At 41.5% G+C, this 17954-nt stretch carries 15 protein-coding genes; 2 read left to right on the top strand and 13 right to left on the bottom strand.

From position 1 onward, the window contains the following. Window positions 1–203: 203 nt before the first annotated feature. Window positions 204–1658: a sucrose-6-phosphate hydrolase gene (locus tag HMPREF2957_RS03995; protein WP_070677672.1), complete on the top strand. Its 1455-nt coding sequence runs from the start codon at window positions 204–206 to the stop codon at window positions 1656–1658. After that, entirely contained in the window at window positions 1639–2604 is a 966-nt protein-coding gene (locus HMPREF2957_RS04000) for a LacI family DNA-binding transcriptional regulator (protein WP_070677674.1), read from the top strand. Before HMPREF2957_RS03995 ends, HMPREF2957_RS04000 begins: the two co-directional genes overlap by 20 nt. Before the next feature lie 37 nt (window positions 2605–2641). Here the strand turns inward: HMPREF2957_RS04000 and HMPREF2957_RS04005 are convergent, their stop codons facing one another. From HMPREF2957_RS04005 to HMPREF2957_RS04065, 13 genes are all read right to left on the bottom strand, one after another. Beyond that, window positions 2642–3916 (bottom strand): hydroxymethylglutaryl-CoA reductase, degradative, encoded by a 1275-nt coding sequence (locus HMPREF2957_RS04005; protein ID WP_070677676.1) that lies wholly within the window; start codon window positions 3914–3916, stop codon window positions 2642–2644. Further along, window positions 3916–5088, bottom strand: coding sequence for a hydroxymethylglutaryl-CoA synthase (locus HMPREF2957_RS04010; RefSeq protein ID WP_070677678.1), 1173 nt, complete (start codon window positions 5086–5088; stop codon window positions 3916–3918). Before HMPREF2957_RS04010 ends, HMPREF2957_RS04005 begins: the two co-directional genes overlap by 1 nt. 176 nt (window positions 5089–5264) lie before the next feature. Continuing rightward, window positions 5265–5714 carry a threonine/serine exporter family protein gene (locus HMPREF2957_RS04015; RefSeq protein ID WP_070677681.1) on the bottom strand — a complete coding sequence of 150 codons (450 nt, stop codon included), beginning with the start codon at window positions 5712–5714 and terminating at the stop codon, window positions 5265–5267. Between the two features lies 1 nt (window position 5715). Then, window positions 5716–6474 carry a threonine/serine exporter family protein gene (locus tag HMPREF2957_RS04020; RefSeq protein WP_004251380.1) on the bottom strand — a complete coding sequence of 253 codons (759 nt, stop codon included), beginning with the start codon at window positions 6472–6474 and terminating at the stop codon, window positions 5716–5718. Window positions 6475–6560: 86 nt separating this feature from the next. After that, complete coding sequence (gene pknB, locus HMPREF2957_RS04025) at window positions 6561–8426, bottom strand: Stk1 family PASTA domain-containing Ser/Thr kinase (RefSeq protein ID WP_004251381.1); 1866 nt, start codon at window positions 8424–8426, stop codon at window positions 6561–6563. Further along, window positions 8423–9160 (bottom strand): Stp1/IreP family PP2C-type Ser/Thr phosphatase, encoded by a 738-nt coding sequence (locus HMPREF2957_RS04030; RefSeq protein WP_036759242.1) that lies wholly within the window; start codon window positions 9158–9160, stop codon window positions 8423–8425. Before HMPREF2957_RS04030 ends, pknB begins: the two co-directional genes overlap by 4 nt. 15 nt (window positions 9161–9175) lie before the next feature. After that, window positions 9176–10489, bottom strand: a complete 1314-nt coding sequence (gene rsmB, locus HMPREF2957_RS04035) for a 16S rRNA (cytosine(967)-C(5))-methyltransferase RsmB (RefSeq protein ID WP_070677774.1) — start codon at window positions 10487–10489, stop codon at window positions 9176–9178. Continuing rightward, window positions 10482–11417: a methionyl-tRNA formyltransferase gene (gene fmt / locus HMPREF2957_RS04040; protein ID WP_070677683.1), complete on the bottom strand. Its 936-nt coding sequence runs from the start codon at window positions 11415–11417 to the stop codon at window positions 10482–10484. Before fmt ends, rsmB begins: the two co-directional genes overlap by 8 nt. An 11-nt stretch (window positions 11418–11428) precedes the next feature. Continuing rightward, window positions 11429–13825: a primosomal protein N' gene (locus HMPREF2957_RS04045; RefSeq protein ID WP_070677685.1), complete on the bottom strand. Its 2397-nt coding sequence runs from the start codon at window positions 13823–13825 to the stop codon at window positions 11429–11431. 84 nt (window positions 13826–13909) lie between these two features. Next, window positions 13910–14224, bottom strand: a complete 315-nt coding sequence (gene rpoZ / locus HMPREF2957_RS04050; protein ID WP_070677687.1) for a DNA-directed RNA polymerase subunit omega — start codon at window positions 14222–14224, stop codon at window positions 13910–13912. A gap of 24 nt (window positions 14225–14248) precedes the next feature. Continuing rightward, on the bottom strand, window positions 14249–14875 hold the full coding sequence (gene gmk, locus HMPREF2957_RS04055) for a guanylate kinase (protein WP_000775049.1): 627 nt from the start codon (window positions 14873–14875) through the stop codon (window positions 14249–14251). Between the two features lie 136 nt (window positions 14876–15011). Beyond that, window positions 15012–16625 carry a ribonuclease Y gene (locus HMPREF2957_RS04060; protein WP_070677689.1) on the bottom strand — a complete coding sequence of 538 codons (1614 nt, stop codon included), beginning with the start codon at window positions 16623–16625 and terminating at the stop codon, window positions 15012–15014. A gap of 217 nt (window positions 16626–16842) precedes the next feature. Then, window positions 16843–17940, bottom strand: coding sequence for a nucleotidyltransferase (locus HMPREF2957_RS04065; RefSeq protein WP_070677691.1), 1098 nt, complete (start codon window positions 17938–17940; stop codon window positions 16843–16845). Between the last annotated feature and the right edge of the window lie 14 nt (window positions 17941–17954).

Genomic DNA, 17954 nt, shown 5'->3' on the forward strand with positions numbered 1-17954 from the left:
AAAAGCAATATTTTACCTATTATTGTGAGGTTTTTAAATATTTTTTTGCAAATTCTTTCATTTTTTCATTTATTTTCATAAAATCCTTCAATCCGTTTCTGTCAATCGTTTGACATTTTTTTCTTAATTTTATGATAAAAGACTTGCTTTTTTAAAAGGAAACGTTTACTATAAAGATAGTAGAATTTATGGAGGGAATATAAATGGAATGGACTACTGAACGTCGTTACAGACGTTATGAAGATTGGACACAAGAAGAAAGAAAAGAAATCCAAGAAAAGATGGCACAATCCCCATGGCATGTCAGCTATCACATTGAACCAAAGGAAGGACTCCTTAACGACCCAAACGGTTTCTCTTACTTTGATGGCAAGTGGGTTGTCTTTTACCAAAACTTCCCCTTTGGTGCAGCTCACGGTTTGAAATCTTGGGTTCAGCTTGAAAGCGACGACTTGGTTCACTTTACTGAAACAGGTGTAAAAATCTTACCTGATACTCCACTTGATAGCCACGGCGCTTACTCTGGATCTGCTATGCAGTTTGGTGATCAATTGTTCCTATTCTATACAGGAAATGTCCGTGATGAAAACTGGGTGCGTCACCCTTATCAGATTGGTGCCTTAATGGATAAGGACGGTAAGATTGAAAAGATTGATAAGGTCTTGATTGATAAACCTTCTGACGCTACCGACCACTTTCGCGATCCACAGATTTTTAACTTTAAAGGACAATACTATGCTATCGTTGGTGGTCAAGATTTGGAGAAAAAAGGATTTGTCCGTCTCTACAAAGCTGTCGATAATGATTATACAAACTGGAAAGAAGTTGGTGATTTGGACTTCAACAATGACCGTACTGCCTATATGATGGAGTGCCCAAATCTTGTCTTTGTCGGAGAACAACCTGTCCTTCTCTACTGTCCACAAGGTTTGGATAAAAAAGTTTTTGACTATGACAATATCTATCCAAATATGTATAAAATTGGTGCTTCCTTCGATCCTGAAAATGCACGTATGGTAGATGTGTCTGAACTACACAATCTAGACTATGGTTTCGAAGCATATGCTACTCAGGCCTTCAACGCTCCTGATGGACGTGCCTTAGCAGTAAGTTGGCTTGGTTTACCAGATGTTTCTTATCCATCTGATCGCTTTAATCACCAAGGAACTTTCTCATTGGTCAAAGAATTAACTATTAAAGATGGAAAACTCTATCAGTATCCTGTAGCAGCCATCAAGGACCTCCGTGCTTCAAAAGAGGAATTTTCAAATCGTTCTGAAACTAAGAACACCTACGAACTTGAACTAAACTTAGAGGCTAATAGCCAAAGTGAAATCATCCTTCTTGCTGATAAGGATGGCAAGGGACTCTCTATCAATTTTGACCTTGTCAATGGTCAAGTAACCGTCGACCGCAGTCAAGCAGGTGAGCAATACGCTCAAGAATTTGGAACTACTCGCTCATGTCCAATTGATAATCAAGCTACTACCGTAAATATCTTCATCGATAATTCAGTCTTTGAAATTTTCATTAATAAAGGAGAAAAAGTATTTTCTGGTCGTGTATTCCCGCATGCAGATCAAAATGGAATTCTCATTAAATCTGGAAACCCAACTGGAACATACTACGAATTAGAATATGGTCGCAAAACTAACTGATGTCGCAAAATTAGCTGGCGTCAGCCCTACTACTGTTTCACGTGTCATCAACAAAAAGGGGTATCTTTCAGAAAAAACCATTCAAAAGGTCAATGAGGCTATGCGTGAGCTGGGCTATAAACCTAATAACTTAGCTCGAAGTCTTCAAGGAAAATCAGCCAAGTTAATCGGTTTGATTTTCCCAAAAATCAGCCATGTTTTCTATGCTGAATTGATTGACAAATTGGAGCACGAACTCTTCAAAAAAGGCTACAAGACTATTATTTGTAATAGCGAGCACGATTCTGAGAAGGAACGTGAATACATCGAAATGTTGGAAGCAAACCAAGTGGATGGCATTATATCTGGTAGCCATAACTTGGGAATTGAAGATTACAATCGCGTTACTGCTCCTATCATTTCTTTTGACCGAAACCTATCACCGGACATTCCTGTCGTTTCCTCTGATAACTATGCTGGTGGAGTTCTTGCAGCTCAAACTTTAGAGAAAACTGGAGCTAAGTCTGTTATTATGATTACAGGTAATGACAACTCCAACTCACCAACTGGACTTCGGCATGCAGGCTTTGCTTCTATCTTCCCTAAAGCTCCCATTATCAATATTTCCAGTGATTTTTCACCCCTCCGCAAGGAAATGGAAATCAAAACTATCCTAACCAAACAAAAACCAGATGCTATTTTCGCATCGGATGATTTGACAGCCATCTTGGTGATGAAGATTGCTCAGGAACTTGGTATTTCTGTTCCAGAACAACTTAAGGTTATTGGCTACGATGGAACTTATTTTATCGAGAATTTCTATCCTCACCTTACTACCATTAAACAACCTTTAGAAGAAATTGCTCGCCTGACAGTTGATTTACTCCTTCAAAAAATCGAGGGCAAAGAAGTTGCCACGACTGGTTATTTTTTACCAGTTAGTCTCTTACCAGGTAAAAGTATTTAAGCACAAAAAACTCAGACTAGGTTCGTCTGAGTTTTTCTTATGATCTTAAGTTTTTCAAAAGAGTTTGTGCTTTTTCTAGATTAAAAGTTTTTTCAGCAATCAAGCTTTCTACCAACTTAGGTACTTCTGCCCCAGTCGCACCTGCTAGAAGCGCTAACGATTTTGCCTGAAGTTTCATGTGGCCATGCTGAATCCCTGTGCTGACAAGAGCCTTAAGGGCTGCAAAATTCTGCGCAAGACCAATCGAAACGATAATTTGAGCCAATTCTTTAGCAGATGGATGACCTAGCAGCTCATGGCTGAGAACTACACGAGGATTAAGACCAATAGAACCACCCTTTGTGGCAACTGGCATCGGCATGGTCATTTCCCCAATTAGCTCTTCAGTTTCCAGATCTATCCTCCAACGACTGAGCCCTCGATAGGCGCCATCATGGCTCGCATAGGCATGCGCTCCCGCTTCTATAGCACGCCAATCATTTCCAGTAGCAATCAAGAAAGCATCAATACCATTAAAGATTCCCTTATTGTGAGTGGCTGCTCGATAAGGATCTGCTTGGGCAAACTGACTGGCTAATACCATTTTTTCTGCCAGTTCACGCGCTTCATCTTTTTGGCGACTCAAATAACGAAAGGCGATGCGGCAAGTCGCAGTTACCAATGAATCAGTTGCATAGTTGGATAAGATTCCCATTAAACTTTGCCCATGACTAAGGGCTTCTAGACTAGGTTTTAGGGCCTCAAGCATGGTATTGAGCATATTGGCGCCCATGGCTTCCTGAGTATCTACATGGAGATAGACTACTAAAAAGTCCGTCTCACCAGAAATTTTCTCAACCTTTAAATCACGAGCACCGCCACCCCGTTTGACAATAGAAGGATAGGCTTGATTTGCTAGTTCTAGCAGTTCTGCTTTTTGACTCAGAATAGCCTGGTAAGCTCGCTCTCTATCCGGAACCTGATAAAGAGCAACCTGACCTATCATTTGTCGTTGATGAACTTGAGCTGTAAAACCTCCAGCACGTTTGATAATCTTACTGGCAAAACTGGCTGCAGCAACTACAGATGGTTCTTCGGTTACATAGGGAACTGTGTATTCTTGACCATTTACCAGAACTTCTGGAACGATTGAGTATGGAAGTGAGAAGGTTCCTACTACATTTTCACTCAATTGGTCCGCTACTGCTAGACTAAGATTTTCATTTTGCTCAAGACTTTCTTGGACTTCGATAGAAGTAAGCGCCTGAAACTTAACAAGCTCTAGGCGCTCTTGAATTGATTTTTTAGCAAATCCATTCCAATTTTTTTTCATTATTTTTCAACCTTGCTGTAGCGACGTTGGTGGTCTACAATCTCAACAAGGGCATAGTCTTGCCCTTCATAACCTGACATCGTTGCAGATCCAGACTCATCTAATTGGGCTTCCTCAAAGAACATTCGTTCATAATCAGCTACGCTCAATGCTTGACGTTGGTCTAGCAACTCTAAGCGATTATGCTGCAATTGCTGTTCATAGCCTTCAACCAATTCCACACTAAAGAACTCAGATACAGCACCACTACCATAGCTATAGAGGGCAATCTTATCTCCAGCTTTCAGGCTATCAGAATTTTCAAGAAGAGACAAGAGACCTAAGAAAAGTGAACCTGTATAAATGTTCCCAACTTTTTGGCTATAAATAATAGATTCATCAAAGTGCTTTTGAAGCAAGTCCTTCTTCTCTTGAGGCAAGGACTTGTCAAGAATTTTCTTCAAACCCTTGAGAGCTAGCTTCGGATAAGGCAAGTGGAAACATACAGCCTTAAAATCGTCCAAGTTACAGTCATAACGCTTTTGGTACTCTTCCCAAGTCGTTTTTAAGCTATCAAGATATTGTTGCGTCGAATAAACCCCATTTACAAATGGTGTTGTCGAATAATTTGGACGCCAAAAGTCCATGATATCACGAGTCTGCGCAACATTATCATTGTTGAAAATCATCACACGTGGATTTTGGCTAATCAACATAGCAACACATCCTGCACCTTGAGTTGGTTCTCCAGGAGTTTCAACACCATATCTGGCAATATCACTAGCTAGCACCAAAACCTTTGATTTAGGAGAATTTTCTACATGTAACTTAGCATAGTGGAGAGCCGCAGTTGCACCATAGCAAGCTTCCTTGATTTCAAAACTACGAGCAAAAGGTTGAATTCCAAGCAAGCCGTGTACAAAGACAGCTGCAGCTTTACTCTGGTCAATCCCAGACTCTGTCGCCACGATAACCATATCAATCTCATGCTTATCTTCTTCAGTCAGGATAGAATTTCCTGCACTAGCAGCCAAGGTAACAATATCTTCTGTTAAAGGAGCGATACTCAATTCTTTTAAAAGGAGTCCTTTACTCAATTTTTCAGGATCAATTCCTCGGGTTTCTGCCAAATCTTGTAATTTCAAAACGTATTGACTGGTCGCAAAACCAATCTTATCAATACCGATTGTCATATTTACCTCTATTTTTATCATTCATTGTAAAAATTCGTTCACCTCTATTTTATCACAATTGAGGTCAAATGAGCGAAAAAAGACTTGATTCACCAAATCAAGTTCATTTTTAAAAGTTTATCTCATTTTTAGGCTAGTCCAACAAACAGAACTTTAGGGCCATAAAAAATCGAGTCTTAGTTAGCTCGATTCTTTTTGAGATAATGATACAATTTCAACAAAACTGTTCCACTGGCCATTCCAATGGAAATAACGAGAGCCAACATCATGACTAACATGGCACTAGAAATGGCATGGCCGTAATCACCTGTAACGAAGAAGGAAGTTGTTCGATAGGATAGGTAACCTGGAACTAGTGGAGCCAAGATGGCTAAAGCAAAAACTACGGCTGGTGTTTTGTAGATAATACTCATAATCTGGCTGATACACGAACCAATCACCGCAGCAATAAAGGTTGCTAAAATGACATTGGTTGGTTCCTTAAGTAGCAGATAGAGCAACCAGATAGACATCCCCAAAACTCCACCAGGAATGAGCATGGAACGCTGGACATTTAAAACGATTAAAAAAGTGATAATAGCTAGCAGACTAGCTAGAGCCTGCAATAAAAATGTTGTTAGAGTCATATTAGTTCATGAGTACGAGGGCGACAGAGGTGCCTGCCCCTAAAGCAAGGGTAACCAGCAAGGATTCAAACATCTTGCTCATACCAGAGTTAATGTGATTGGTCATAATATCTCTAACAGCATTGGTCAGAGCAATTCCCGGTACAAATGGCATGACCGCACCTGCAATGACCAAATCGGCTGTCGAAGGAAAGCCAGAATAGCGAGCCCAAAATTGTGCAATCAAACCAAAAACAAGAGCACCTGCAAAAGCTGTCATAAAGGGAATACGAATAAATTTTTCTACGTAAAGAGAAAAGGTGAAAGCAAATATGGTTGCTACTCCTGCACCAATGGCATCGTAGACATTCCCCCCGAACATGATAGAGAAGAAGGGAGCACTAAGGGTCGCTGCAGCAGTTAGCTGAACATTGGTGTAGGGAGATGCCTTGGCATTCAATTCCTTTAATTGGATAAAGGCTGTCTCCAAATCAAGCTGTCCCGATACAAGTTGCCGTGAAATCTGGTTGACATCACACACCTTCTCAATATTATAGGCAGAGGAGGTTACTCGTTTCATTCGAGAGATATTTGTATTTTCAATGGAGAAAAAAATAGCTGCAGGCATGGCCAAAACATTACAATCTATGATGCCTTGTGAATGAGCAATTCGAATCATGGTGTCTTCGACACGATAGATTTCAGAACCATTACGAAGCAGAATTGTACCTGCTAACATAATGACATCAATGACTGCATTCAGTTTTTTTGATTCGTCCATGCTCCCCTCCTTTTTAAACTCCTTTTATTTTATCATAAATTTTAAGGAAAAAAAATCTTTGCCACAAAAACTGTGACAAAGATTGATTAGTTCTCACCTTGATGGATATCTGAAGTTGTGGTAGTTTGATTAGTCTGTGGTTCTCTAATCTGTGGAGATGTTTCTCCACGATAAGGGTTCCCTTGTGATGGATTTGTTGTTGTAGTTGTTTTCGGTTTATAGATAGAAATCTTGATACGAGTTGTATTCAAATCTACACCTTCACCTGGTTTTGGACTCTGACTGACAACAGTTTCCTCAGCAGTTCCTTCTGGAGCTGTAGAGACCTCTACCACTTCAATATTAGCTTCTTTTACACCAACTATCTGAATCAAGTTATTCTTAGTAAATTCAAGACTTGATCCAATATAACTTGGCATAGGAACGCTAGTTACCTTCTTGGCTACTGTCAAGGTAATCTCTGTCGCCTTACTAAGATCATAAGTGGTTCCTTCTGGCAGACTCTGTCTCATAACAAGTCCTGCCTCTGTTTCACTTGATTCTTCTTCTACAACCTTGATGAGATTTTCAGGAACTTTTTTCCCTTTCAACTCTGCAATGACGTCCGTAGATTTGCGTCCAATATAATTTCCAATCTTAAACGATTGCTGACCTGAAGAGATAATGAGATTAACTTTAGTACCTTCTTTACGAGACGAACCGGCATCTGGATCCGTTCGAATCACTCGGCCTTCTTCTACTGTATCACTAGCTTCAGACTTTTCCTCGCCAATTTCAAAATTAGCTTTTTTAAGTTTTTCCTTAGCTTCTGCTACAGTTTGTCCTACAACATTTGGAATTTCAACAGTTGCTGGTGTTTTGGATACTATCCAAAAGAGAGAAGCCAAAACAAGTATAAAGCTAGCTAAAAGCACCAAATACCTCGCTTTAAAACGACGTTTCTTGACTGGTTTTGCAACAGTTTCTTTACTAGTTGCCTTTTGAGTCGGCTTTTGGCTCTGAGGACTTTCTTCCTTTGGTTGCACTTTAGGAATCGCTGTTAAAGTAGACTGTGAAATTTTCGGTAAGGTTTTTGTGTCAACTTTACTTGTATCTTCAAATACCAGCTTTGGTTCATTTCGACGGTTATAAGAAAGACTGCTCAATAAGTCAACATACATCTCTGAGACAGTTTGATAACGGTCTGTCAACTTTTTAGCTGTCGCTTTTATAACTACGTTTTCCAAGGATTGTGGCACTGACGGGTTTTCTGCAATGACAGAAGGAAGCGGTTTTTGGAAATGCTGAAGTGCAATGGTAACAGCACTATCTCCATCATAAGGAATATGGCCTGTCAACATTTCGAAGAAAATAATTCCCATTGCATAAATATCACTCTGTATGGTCGCCTTAGAACCACGCGCCTGCTCAGGTGATAGATAGTGAACAGAACCCAACATGGAGTTGGTCTGTGTCAAACTGGTTTCTGCAAAGGCCACTGCAATCCCAAAGTCAGTAACTTTTGCAGTTCCATCAGGAGTCAAGAGTATATTTTGAGGTTTTAAATCACGGTGAATAATCCCCTTTGCATGCGCCAAACGCATAGCCAAGAGAATTTGACCCATGATACGAACAGCTTCCTCGTTTGATAGAGGGTAGTGTTCTTTGATATAACGTTTGAGGTCAAGCCCAGCTACATATTCCATAGCTAGATATTGTTGACCGTCTTCTTCACCGATATCCGTAATTCGAACGATATGAGGATGATCTAGGTCCGCCATCGCACGTGCTTCACGCTGAAAACGTGCAACAGCGATTGGGTCCGTTTGGTAGTTGGTCCTCAGAACCTTCACCGCTACCTCTTCCCCATCCAGAATCAAATCTTTGGCCAGGTAGACATCTGCCATCCCACCACGGCCAATTTGTTTGATAATCCGATATCGTCCGGCAAATATCTTGCCGATCTGGATCATTTTGATTCCTCCTCAATCGCAATCAAGGCAACAGTAATGTTATCAAGCCCTCCGGCATTGTTTGCAAAACGTACTAAGGTTGCCGCCTTGTCTTCAAGTGAAATATCACTTGTCACGATGTCATAGATTTCACTTCCTGAAATCATATTCGTGAGACCATCACTGTTCATAACGATATAGTCACCAGGTTCCAAGCTTACAATCCCTAAATCAGGTTGAATCTCATCTTTTTGTCCAATAGACTGGGTGATGATATTTTTTTGTGGATGCGCTTCAGCTTCTTCAGGTGTTAATTGACCTGCCTTGAGCAACTCATTGACTAATGAATGATCACTCGTTAATTGGTGGTACTCTTCTCCACGAACCAAGCCGATACGAGAATCGCCAATATGAGCATAGATGGCTTGGTTATCAATGATTGCAAGGGCTTCTAGAGTTGTACCCATTCCCTTATATGCTTCATCTCGACCTAATTGGTAAATCTTTTGATTTTCAATCTCTAGATGTTCTGCAAACCATTCACGAACTTCATTAACGGTATCAATCTGAGTATCTACCCAGGCAACACCTAAGTCCGTAACTGCCATCTCACTGGCAATATTACCTGCGCGGTGTCCTCCCATCCCGTCAGCCAAGATAATCATCGTGCGACCGGCACGGTTGACAAAAAGATTGACATAGTCTTGATTATTTGTACGTTTCTGACCCACATCTGTTAATAATGAAATCTCCATTGTGTCAGTTCCTTCCTAATTGGATATCTTACGAAATTGGCTAATAAAGAATCCATCACTTCCATACAATTCAGGAGTAATGAGGATGCAGCCATCTTTTAGGATATCCTTGCATTCGTGTTCTAGTTTAACCTGCTCGAACTCTGGATGACTTTCTAAAAATGCTTGAACCACTTGAAAGTTCTCCTCAGAGACAATAGTGCAGGTACTATAAGTTATTATACCACCTTTACGTAGCGTTTGACAAACACTACCTAATATTTCCAACTGAATTTCCTGTAATGACGCGAAGTCAGCAGTGTCTTTGTTGTATTTGATATCTGGTTTTCGACGTAATAGACCAATCCCTGAGCAAGGGGCATCAACAAGAATCTTATCAAATTGATTCTTACCAAAAAACTCGTGAACCTTTCGGGCATCCAATTTTTGTGTTTGAACACGGTCTGCTACACCTAAACGCTGGGCATTCTCTTGAATCAAAGTGAGTTTGTGGTCGTAGAGATCCAGAGCTGTTACCTGACCTGTCGTGAGATAAGATGCCATATGGGCTGTTTTCCCACCTGGAGCTGCACAAGCATCCAAAACCTGCTCCTCTCCTTGTAAATCAAGAGTTGGAGCAACCAGTTGACTAGACTCATCCTGGATAGTAATAGCCCCTTCAGCAAACAAGTCATGACCCGCAAAATGCCCCTGTTCTTTGACCAGACCAGAAGCTGATAAAGCAGAATCACTTGCATCAAGCAGAGCTTTAATTTCCTCTTTTCGGCTCAAATCTGTCACCCGGATACTGGCTTTATTACGTTTTAATAGACTTTCAAAAATCGCTTGCGCTCGCTCTTCTCCATACTCTTCCTTGAGCTTAGAAACTAACCACACTGGCAAAGAGTAGGCGATAGAATCACGCTTGTTCTTACGCTTGATACTGGCAATATCTGGCAAGCTCTCACGCAAGATACGGCGAAGGACTGCATTGACCAGTTTTTCGCTACCTTTTTTACGAAGTTTTGCAATTTCTACCGCTTCATTGACCACTGCATGATCAGGAAGCTTATCCAAATATTGGAGTTGATAGACGCTCATGAGAAGCAAAACATAGAGCCAGCTGTCTAGCTTGTCTCTATCCTCAATAAAGTGAGACAAATACCATTCTAAAGTTAGTTTACGAGCTACGGTTCCATAAACAAGCTCTGTCACCAAACCTTTGTCAGTTGCTGACAGTTGACTTCCCTTGAGGTGTTTATTTAAGGCGATATTGGAGTAGGCTTGATTGACAAAGACATCCTCTAGCACCTTTAAGGCTAAGTTTCTAGCCGTTTCTACTTTAGTCACCAAATCGTTCTCCTACAGCCAAACTTCGTCCAACACCGTTAAGGAAGGAAGCAATGTCCATTTTAGGTTTTCCTGCTGGTTGAACCTGTTTGAGAGATAGAGCTCCTTCTGCCGTTGCGACAATCAATTCTTTCTTACCGATGGAGAGTATCTCACCCGGATTCCCCTGACCTTCTACAGGCAAAGCTTCATAGATTTTGAAGCGTTCTCCCTTGAGGAAGGTATGAGCAACTGGCCATGGATTCATCCCACGGATTTGGTTGAAAAGTTGACGGTTGGTCTTGTTCCAGTCCAGTTTTTCCTCCTCAGGTTTGATATTTGGTGAGAAAGTTACTTGGCTTGGGTCTTGTGGTTGAGGCTGAATTTCACCAGCTATATAAGCAGGTAGAGTATCCAAAAGCAAATCACGCCCAACAATGGCCAATTTTTCAAACAAAGTTCCTACATTGTCCTCATCAGTAATGGGAATACTGCGACGGGAAATCATGTCCCCTGCATCCATTTCCTTGACCATTTCCATAATGGTTACTCCTGCCTCCTCATCACCTTGAATCAAGGCATAATGGATAGGAGCTCCACCACGGTGTTTGGGAAGGAGGGAGGCGTGAACGTTGACTGCAAAATTCATGCTATCAAGGAGTTTACTTGGGAGAAACTGCCCAAAAGCTGCAGTTACAATCCCGTCAGCTCCCAAATTCATGATAGCTTCCATCTCTGGACTACCTGATAATTTTTCTGGTTGGTAGATGGGCAGACCTGCCTCTTTGGCAGCTTGTTTGACTGGGGTTTCCTGGATAACTTTTTTACGGCCGACAGCACGATCTGGCTGAGTTACAACCGCTACAATCTCGTAGCGGTCATCTGACAAAAGCCCCTTTAAAACAGTTGCTGAAAAATTGGGAGTTCCCATAAAGATTAGTTTTGTCATCTTTTCTCCTTCTATAAAAATTGTTGCGGTTCGTGGTCAATACTGAGACGAAGTTCGCTATTTTCACGTTCTTGAGTTAGGGCTAAGACCTGATTAAGGGTAGAAGCCAACTCATCTTCTAAACGGTATTTAATCAAAATTTGGTAGTGGTAGAGGTTATGAGTACGAGCGATGGGTTTTGGCGTCGGACCTAGAATTACACTAGCATCCGATAAACCTGACCGCAAAATCTCCATGACTTGATAAGCACGTCTAAGAACCTCTTCTTCTTTTTTATGAGATAAGGTGATTCCAATAGTAAAATAATAAGGTGGATAACCCAACTGACGTCTGATGCCCATTTCATAGGCATAAAAACCTTCGTAATCCTGATCCTTGGCAAAACGAATGGCATAATGCTGAGGATTATAGGACTGAATCAAGACCTGACCTGCCTTTTCAGCACGACCGGCGCGACCTGCCACCTGGGTCAAGAGTTGGAAGGTTCTCTCAGAAGAACGAAAATCAGGTAAGTTCAAAGCCGTATCCGCATTGAGAACACCAACCAAGGTCACATTTGGAAAATCCAAGCCCTTGGCAATCATCTGGGTTCCTAGCAATATGTCCGCTTCACCATTGCCAAATTGTTCAAGTAAAGCTTGGTGACTACCCTTTTTACGAGTTGTATCCACATCCATGCGTAGAATGCGTGCCTCTGGAAAGAGTTCTGCTAGCTCATCATAGGCCTTTTGAGTTCCCGTTCCATAGTATCGAATACTACGACTCTGACAGTTTGGACAGACATGAGGAATTTCCTTAGAAAATCCACAATAATGACAGTTCATAGTCTTAGTATCCATATGCAGCGTCAAGGAAATATCGCAGTTGGGACAGGTATCCACAGTCCCACATTCCCGGCACATGACAAAACTAGAATAACCACGACGATTGAGCATGAGAACAACCTGCTCTTTTTTATCCTGTCGATCTTGAATAGCCTCAATCAGTGGTGGTGTAAAGTTTGATGTTTCATTCTGCCCGATATAGTCACGGAAATCAATCAGTTGAACCTCAGGAATACTTGCTAAAGGATTGGCCCGTTGAGTCAGACGTAGATGTTGATAGACACCCTTACCAGCGCGCGCACGACTTTCTAAACTTGGCGTTGCAGAACCAAGAACTAAGGCAGCTTGATTGTATTGAGCACGTAAAATAGCCACATCCCTAGCATGATAACGTGGATTGCTATCTTGCTTATAGCTGGCCTCGTGCTCCTCATCGATAATGATTACCCCTAGATTTTTCAAAGGTGCAAAAATGGCAGACCTAGCACCAACAACTACCTGGGCTTCTCCTCGCTCCACCTTGCGCCATTCGTCGTACTTTTCACCATTGGACAAACCTGAATGGAGAATGGCTACTTTATCACCAAAACGAGCAATGAAACGCTCTGTCATTTGAGGTGTCAAAGAGATTTCTGGGACTAAAACGATAGCTGTTTTCCCCATATCCAAGGCTCCTTGGATAATCTGCAAGTAAACCTCCGTTTTCCCACTTCCTGTGATTCCTTGTAGAAGAAATGGAGGATGTTCTTTCCCAATCGCTCCAACAACCGCCTCACAGGCTTCTTTTTGTTCTGGATTTAACTCTAAAGATTGGCTGGATTCAATTCCTTCAAAGTAGGCAGCTGAACGTTGGACTTCCTTTTGAGCGATGGTAACAGCACCATGTTCCACAAAGAAGTTAACTTGTTCGCGTGAGTAATGTTCTAACAAATCAGCCAAAGGAACTGTTTCAGGATGTTTGAATAAATAATCTCGCAACTCCAATTTCTTCTTGGCACGCTTTGAGATTTCTAGTTTTTCTAATTTGTCAAGATTCACTTCAACCCAAGACTGCGTCTTAACTTTCTTCTGGTCTACAGCCTGATACTCTAGCTTCAAGAGCCCTTTTCGGGTCAAACGCATCATCTCAGATTGCTTTTCTAGGTCGAGAGATGAAAATGCTAAAGACTCCTGCGAACCAAACAAACGATGTCTGTCTTCTTGACTCAAGCCTTCCAGAGGATAGAGGATCTTATCATAGCTAGAGTTCAAAAACCCAGGAAGCATAGCTTTTAAAATCGAAATTTTATAGGAAAAAACTGACTTACGTAGCTCTTCAGCTAGCCAGAGTTGTTCCTCCGTTAAGACAGGAGAAAAATCCAGCACTTCGGCAATCTCTTTCAAGTCATCGTCTGCCACTTCCGCATCATTTTCTTGTTCAATTCCAAGAACTATCCCTTGAATCAAGCGATTGGCCTTTCCAAATGGAACGTGGACTCGCATGCCGACTTCCAGCATCCCTTCAAATTCCTCTGGAATCTTGTAGCTATAGGGCTGGTCCGTCTGCATCAAAGGAACATCTACAATGATTTTTGCAATAGTCATTTCCTCACCTCCTTCTCTTCTTAAATCGTTTCAATTGATTGAGTATTCTTGCAATAGAAAAAATAAGATTGAGTCCCCCCAACCTTAAATTTTTTCACCTTCTTCTTTTTCTTTTGCGATTTGCTCTTTGATTTTCTTTTCTTCTTCTTCTCTCAAGCGTCTTTCTTCTTCAATACGACGACGAACAGCTTCGCGTTTTCCTTCTGGATCTGGGTGGATGGTTACATTCCCAGATTCAATCTCTTCCAAGGCACGAAGTGTAGATTTTACAGATTTGAATTCTTGTGTTGGAGTTGCTCCAGCTTCTAATTCGTGAGCACGTTTTGCTTCCAAGATTACGAGTGAATATTTTGATGGTACCTTATCAAGCAAGGTATCGATAGAGGGTTTAAGCATCATTTGTTTGTACCTGTTTTCTATAGTTTATCGAATAGTCGGAGACTTTGGTAGCATATCCTGATAGTGACCGATGACACGATCGACACGGAAATGTTCAGCTTCAATTACACGTTTGACACGTTCTGCAGCAAGAGGAACATGGTCATTGACAATAGCATAGTCATACTCACGCATCAAAGCAATTTCTTCTTTGGCTTTTTCGATACGTTGGGCAATCACTTCTGCGCTATCTGTACCACGACCAACGAGACGATCTTGCAATTCTTCCAAATCTGGTGGTGTCAAAAAGATAAAGACAGCATCTGGAACTTTTTTCTTAACCTGAAGAGCTCCCTGCACTTCAATTTCAAGAAAGACATCGATTCCTTTATCAAGCGTTTCATTAACATAAGTCAGAGGAGTTCCATAGTAGTTACCCACATACTCTGCATACTCTAACATCTGTCCTTGACGGATCAATTCTTCAAATTCTTCACGTGTACGGAAGAAATAGTCAACTCCGTCTACTTCACCTGGACGTTGCGCCCGTGTTGTCATAGATACAGAATATTGGAATTGATTTTCAGAACTCTCAAAAATTTCTCGTCTAACCGTTCCTTTTCCGACTCCAGAAGGACCTGAAAAAACGATTAGTAAGCCACGGTCTGCCATGATGTCTCCTTTGGATAGTTTGTGAAATGACTTGAAAATTCATTCAGAATTCTCTTTGTGAAGGCATTTCTGCTTACTACAATCTTTCTATCTAGTGTAACAAAAAAGCAGTAATTTTTCAACTGCTCTTTCTTATTTATTTTGCATAATCAACTGCACGAAGTTCACGAATCACGGTTACCTTGATATTTCCTGGGTAATCTAGGCTGCTTTCGATTTTCTCACGAACTTTGTGAGCTAAGATTGTGACCTTGTCGTCCTTGATTTGACCTGGATTTACCATGATGCGGATTTCACGACCTGCTTGAAGGGCAAAGCTATTTTGAACTCCTTCAAAGCTATTAGCGATTTCTTCTAAATCATGGAGACGTTTGATGTAGCTTTCAAGTGATTCGCTACGAGCTCCTGGACGGGCTGCGCTCAAGGCGTCCGCTGCAGCAACGAGAACTGCAATCACACTTTCAGGCTCTACATCTCCGTGGTGACTAGCAATCGTGTTAATCACAACTGGATGTTCTTTGTACTTGCGAGCTAATTCAGTACCAATCTCAACGTGGCTACCTTCTACCTCACGGTCAATGGCTTTACCAATATCGTGAAGGAATCCTGCACGACGGGCAAGGGCTGCATTTTCACCAAGTTCGCTAGCCATGATACCAGCTAACTTAGCCACTTCAATTGAGTGACGCAAGACATTTTGTCCGTATGAAGTACGGAACTGCAAGCGACCCATGATCTTCATCAAGTCTGGGTGAAGGTTTGGTGCACCGATTTCATAGGCTGCAGCTTCACCATATTCACGAATTCTGTTATCAATTTCTTGACGGTTTTTCTCAACCAACTCTTCGATACGAGCTGGGTGAATACGTCCATCCTTAAGTAAGGTTTCCATCGTCATACGGGCAATCTCACGGCGGATAGGATCAAAACCTGACAAGGTTACCACTTCTGGCGTATCATCAATGATGACATCAACCCCTGTCAAACTTTCAAAGGTACGGATATTGCGACCTTCACGACCAATGATACGACCTTTCATGGTATCATCAGGCAGATGAACTGTCGAGTTGGTAGACTCAGCTACATACTCACCAGCAATTCTCTGCATGGCTTGGGACAGGATATCCTTAGCAAGCTTATCTGAACGTTCCTTGACTTCTTGCTCCGCCTCACGAATGCGGCTAGCAATTTCCTTGGTCAAGTCTTCCTCTGTTTGGGCTAAGATAATATCTTTTGCCTCTGACTGTGTCAGACTTCCGACACGCTCTAGTTCAGCTTGCTTTTGCTTTTCAATTTCCTCTAGTTGCTCTTCACGTGCATCAAGGTTTTTTGCTCTATCAGAAATACTTTGTTCTTTTTGTTCAAGTGTTTTTTCTTTGTTCGTCAAATTATCGTCTTTACGGTCAAGGCTCGTAGCTCTCTCCGTCAAACGACTTTCGATTTGCTTGAGTTCTTGACGCTCCGACTTAAATTCAGCGTCCACTTCTTCGCGGTATTTTCTGGCTTCCTCTTTAGCCTCCAATAGTGCTTCTTTTTTAAGGGATTTGCTTTCGCTCTTAGCTTCATTGAGTAATAAATCCGCTTCGCGCTCAGCTTGTCCTCGTAAATTAGTTGCTTCTTGTTCAGCATTTAAAAGCATCAACTCTGCAGCCTCTTGTGATGATTTCATCTTGACTGAGATGCTGACATATCCAATGACTAAACCAATGATGACGGCAAAAACAACTATAACAATTGTCATAATTTCCATGTTTTTACCTCAATTTATTTGTTTATCTGAATGACATGCATTCTTATACATTTTACCACAAAAAAATATTTTTAACAAACCTTAAATGGAAGATATTTTGGTCATTTTTTGAGTTGAAATTGTTATTTTCCCCAGTAAAATAGGCTTCTTTAACGAACCCAATTTTTTATAGAATTTTTTACAAAAAAATAAGTAAAAAGCCTACCTTTCAGTAGACTTAGTTTGATTCGATTCTGATTGGCACTCGACCAAAATTTTGTTCTGCGATGCTTGGGTGTCCCAGTTGATAAATTTGGTCTGCCTTTTGAGTCATAGCATCCCAGGGTTCTTTACCGATTCGGCTAACTAGATTAACCTGCTCCTTAAGATTTTTAAGGTATTGTCTGCCTTTTTCGGTAAAACCGAGGACGTGAATGGCTTCTGGCAGGTCACTTTCTCTGGCTTGCACCAAGATATAAGTCAAGAGGCGTCGCACACGCGCTTTTGTGTACCGTTTGGTGGAAACTGCCTCGACCAATTCTTCCACAGTCTGGGCTGTCTTGATGGCATCCTTGATACGAACAGCCATTTCTTGATTGACCTGATAGATAGTGGTTAAGTCAGGGTTTGACAAGATTTGATAGCGAAGCAAGGGAAAATAGTTATCCCAGTTTACCTTACTAGCATTTTCAAAAAGAGCAACCGAAGGCATAAAACGTTCTAAGAAATTTTGATCATTTTGATGCTGACGAAGAGCTGTCGCTGAGGCAAAGTCCACATCCTTGTCCACAGAATGGTAACCCGCTCCCTGACGCTTTATTGGATGAAGCTTAATGTTACGTCCAGCAACCGCCTTGGCATAGGCGAGAGCAAGGACATGATTGGGTGTATTGCCTGAAAAATCAAGACCTGCAAATTCCTTCCACATAGCTTGGGTTTTCTGAGGGTAAGAAAGAGAATCAGGTAAGTTTTCCATGAAGAATTCCATCTCTTGACCACGTTCTGCGTATAAATCAGCAATTTGCTGGTAATCCAGAACTTCTTCTGTCCCAAAGGCAAGGGTCTCAATCCCCAAACGAGCCAAGATATCTACAGCACCTTGACCGAAGAAATCCGCTGCTTGGACACTGACTAAAAAGGGTAATTCTACGACCAAATCCGCCCCATTTTCTAGCGCCATTTGAGCCCGTGTCCACTTGTCCACAATCGCAGGCTCTCCCCGTTGCATAAAATTCCCAGACATAGCCACAATTTTCAGGCCATCTACCTGTTCCAGCAGGTATTTATGGCCATTATGAAAAGGATTGAACTCCGCAATAATACCTGTGATAGTCATGATGTTCTCCCTTT

It is taken from the genome of Streptococcus sp. HMSC062D07 (assembly GCF_001814215.1).
GTDB classification, from domain to species: Bacteria; Bacillota; Bacilli; order Lactobacillales; family Streptococcaceae; genus Streptococcus; species Streptococcus infantis_I.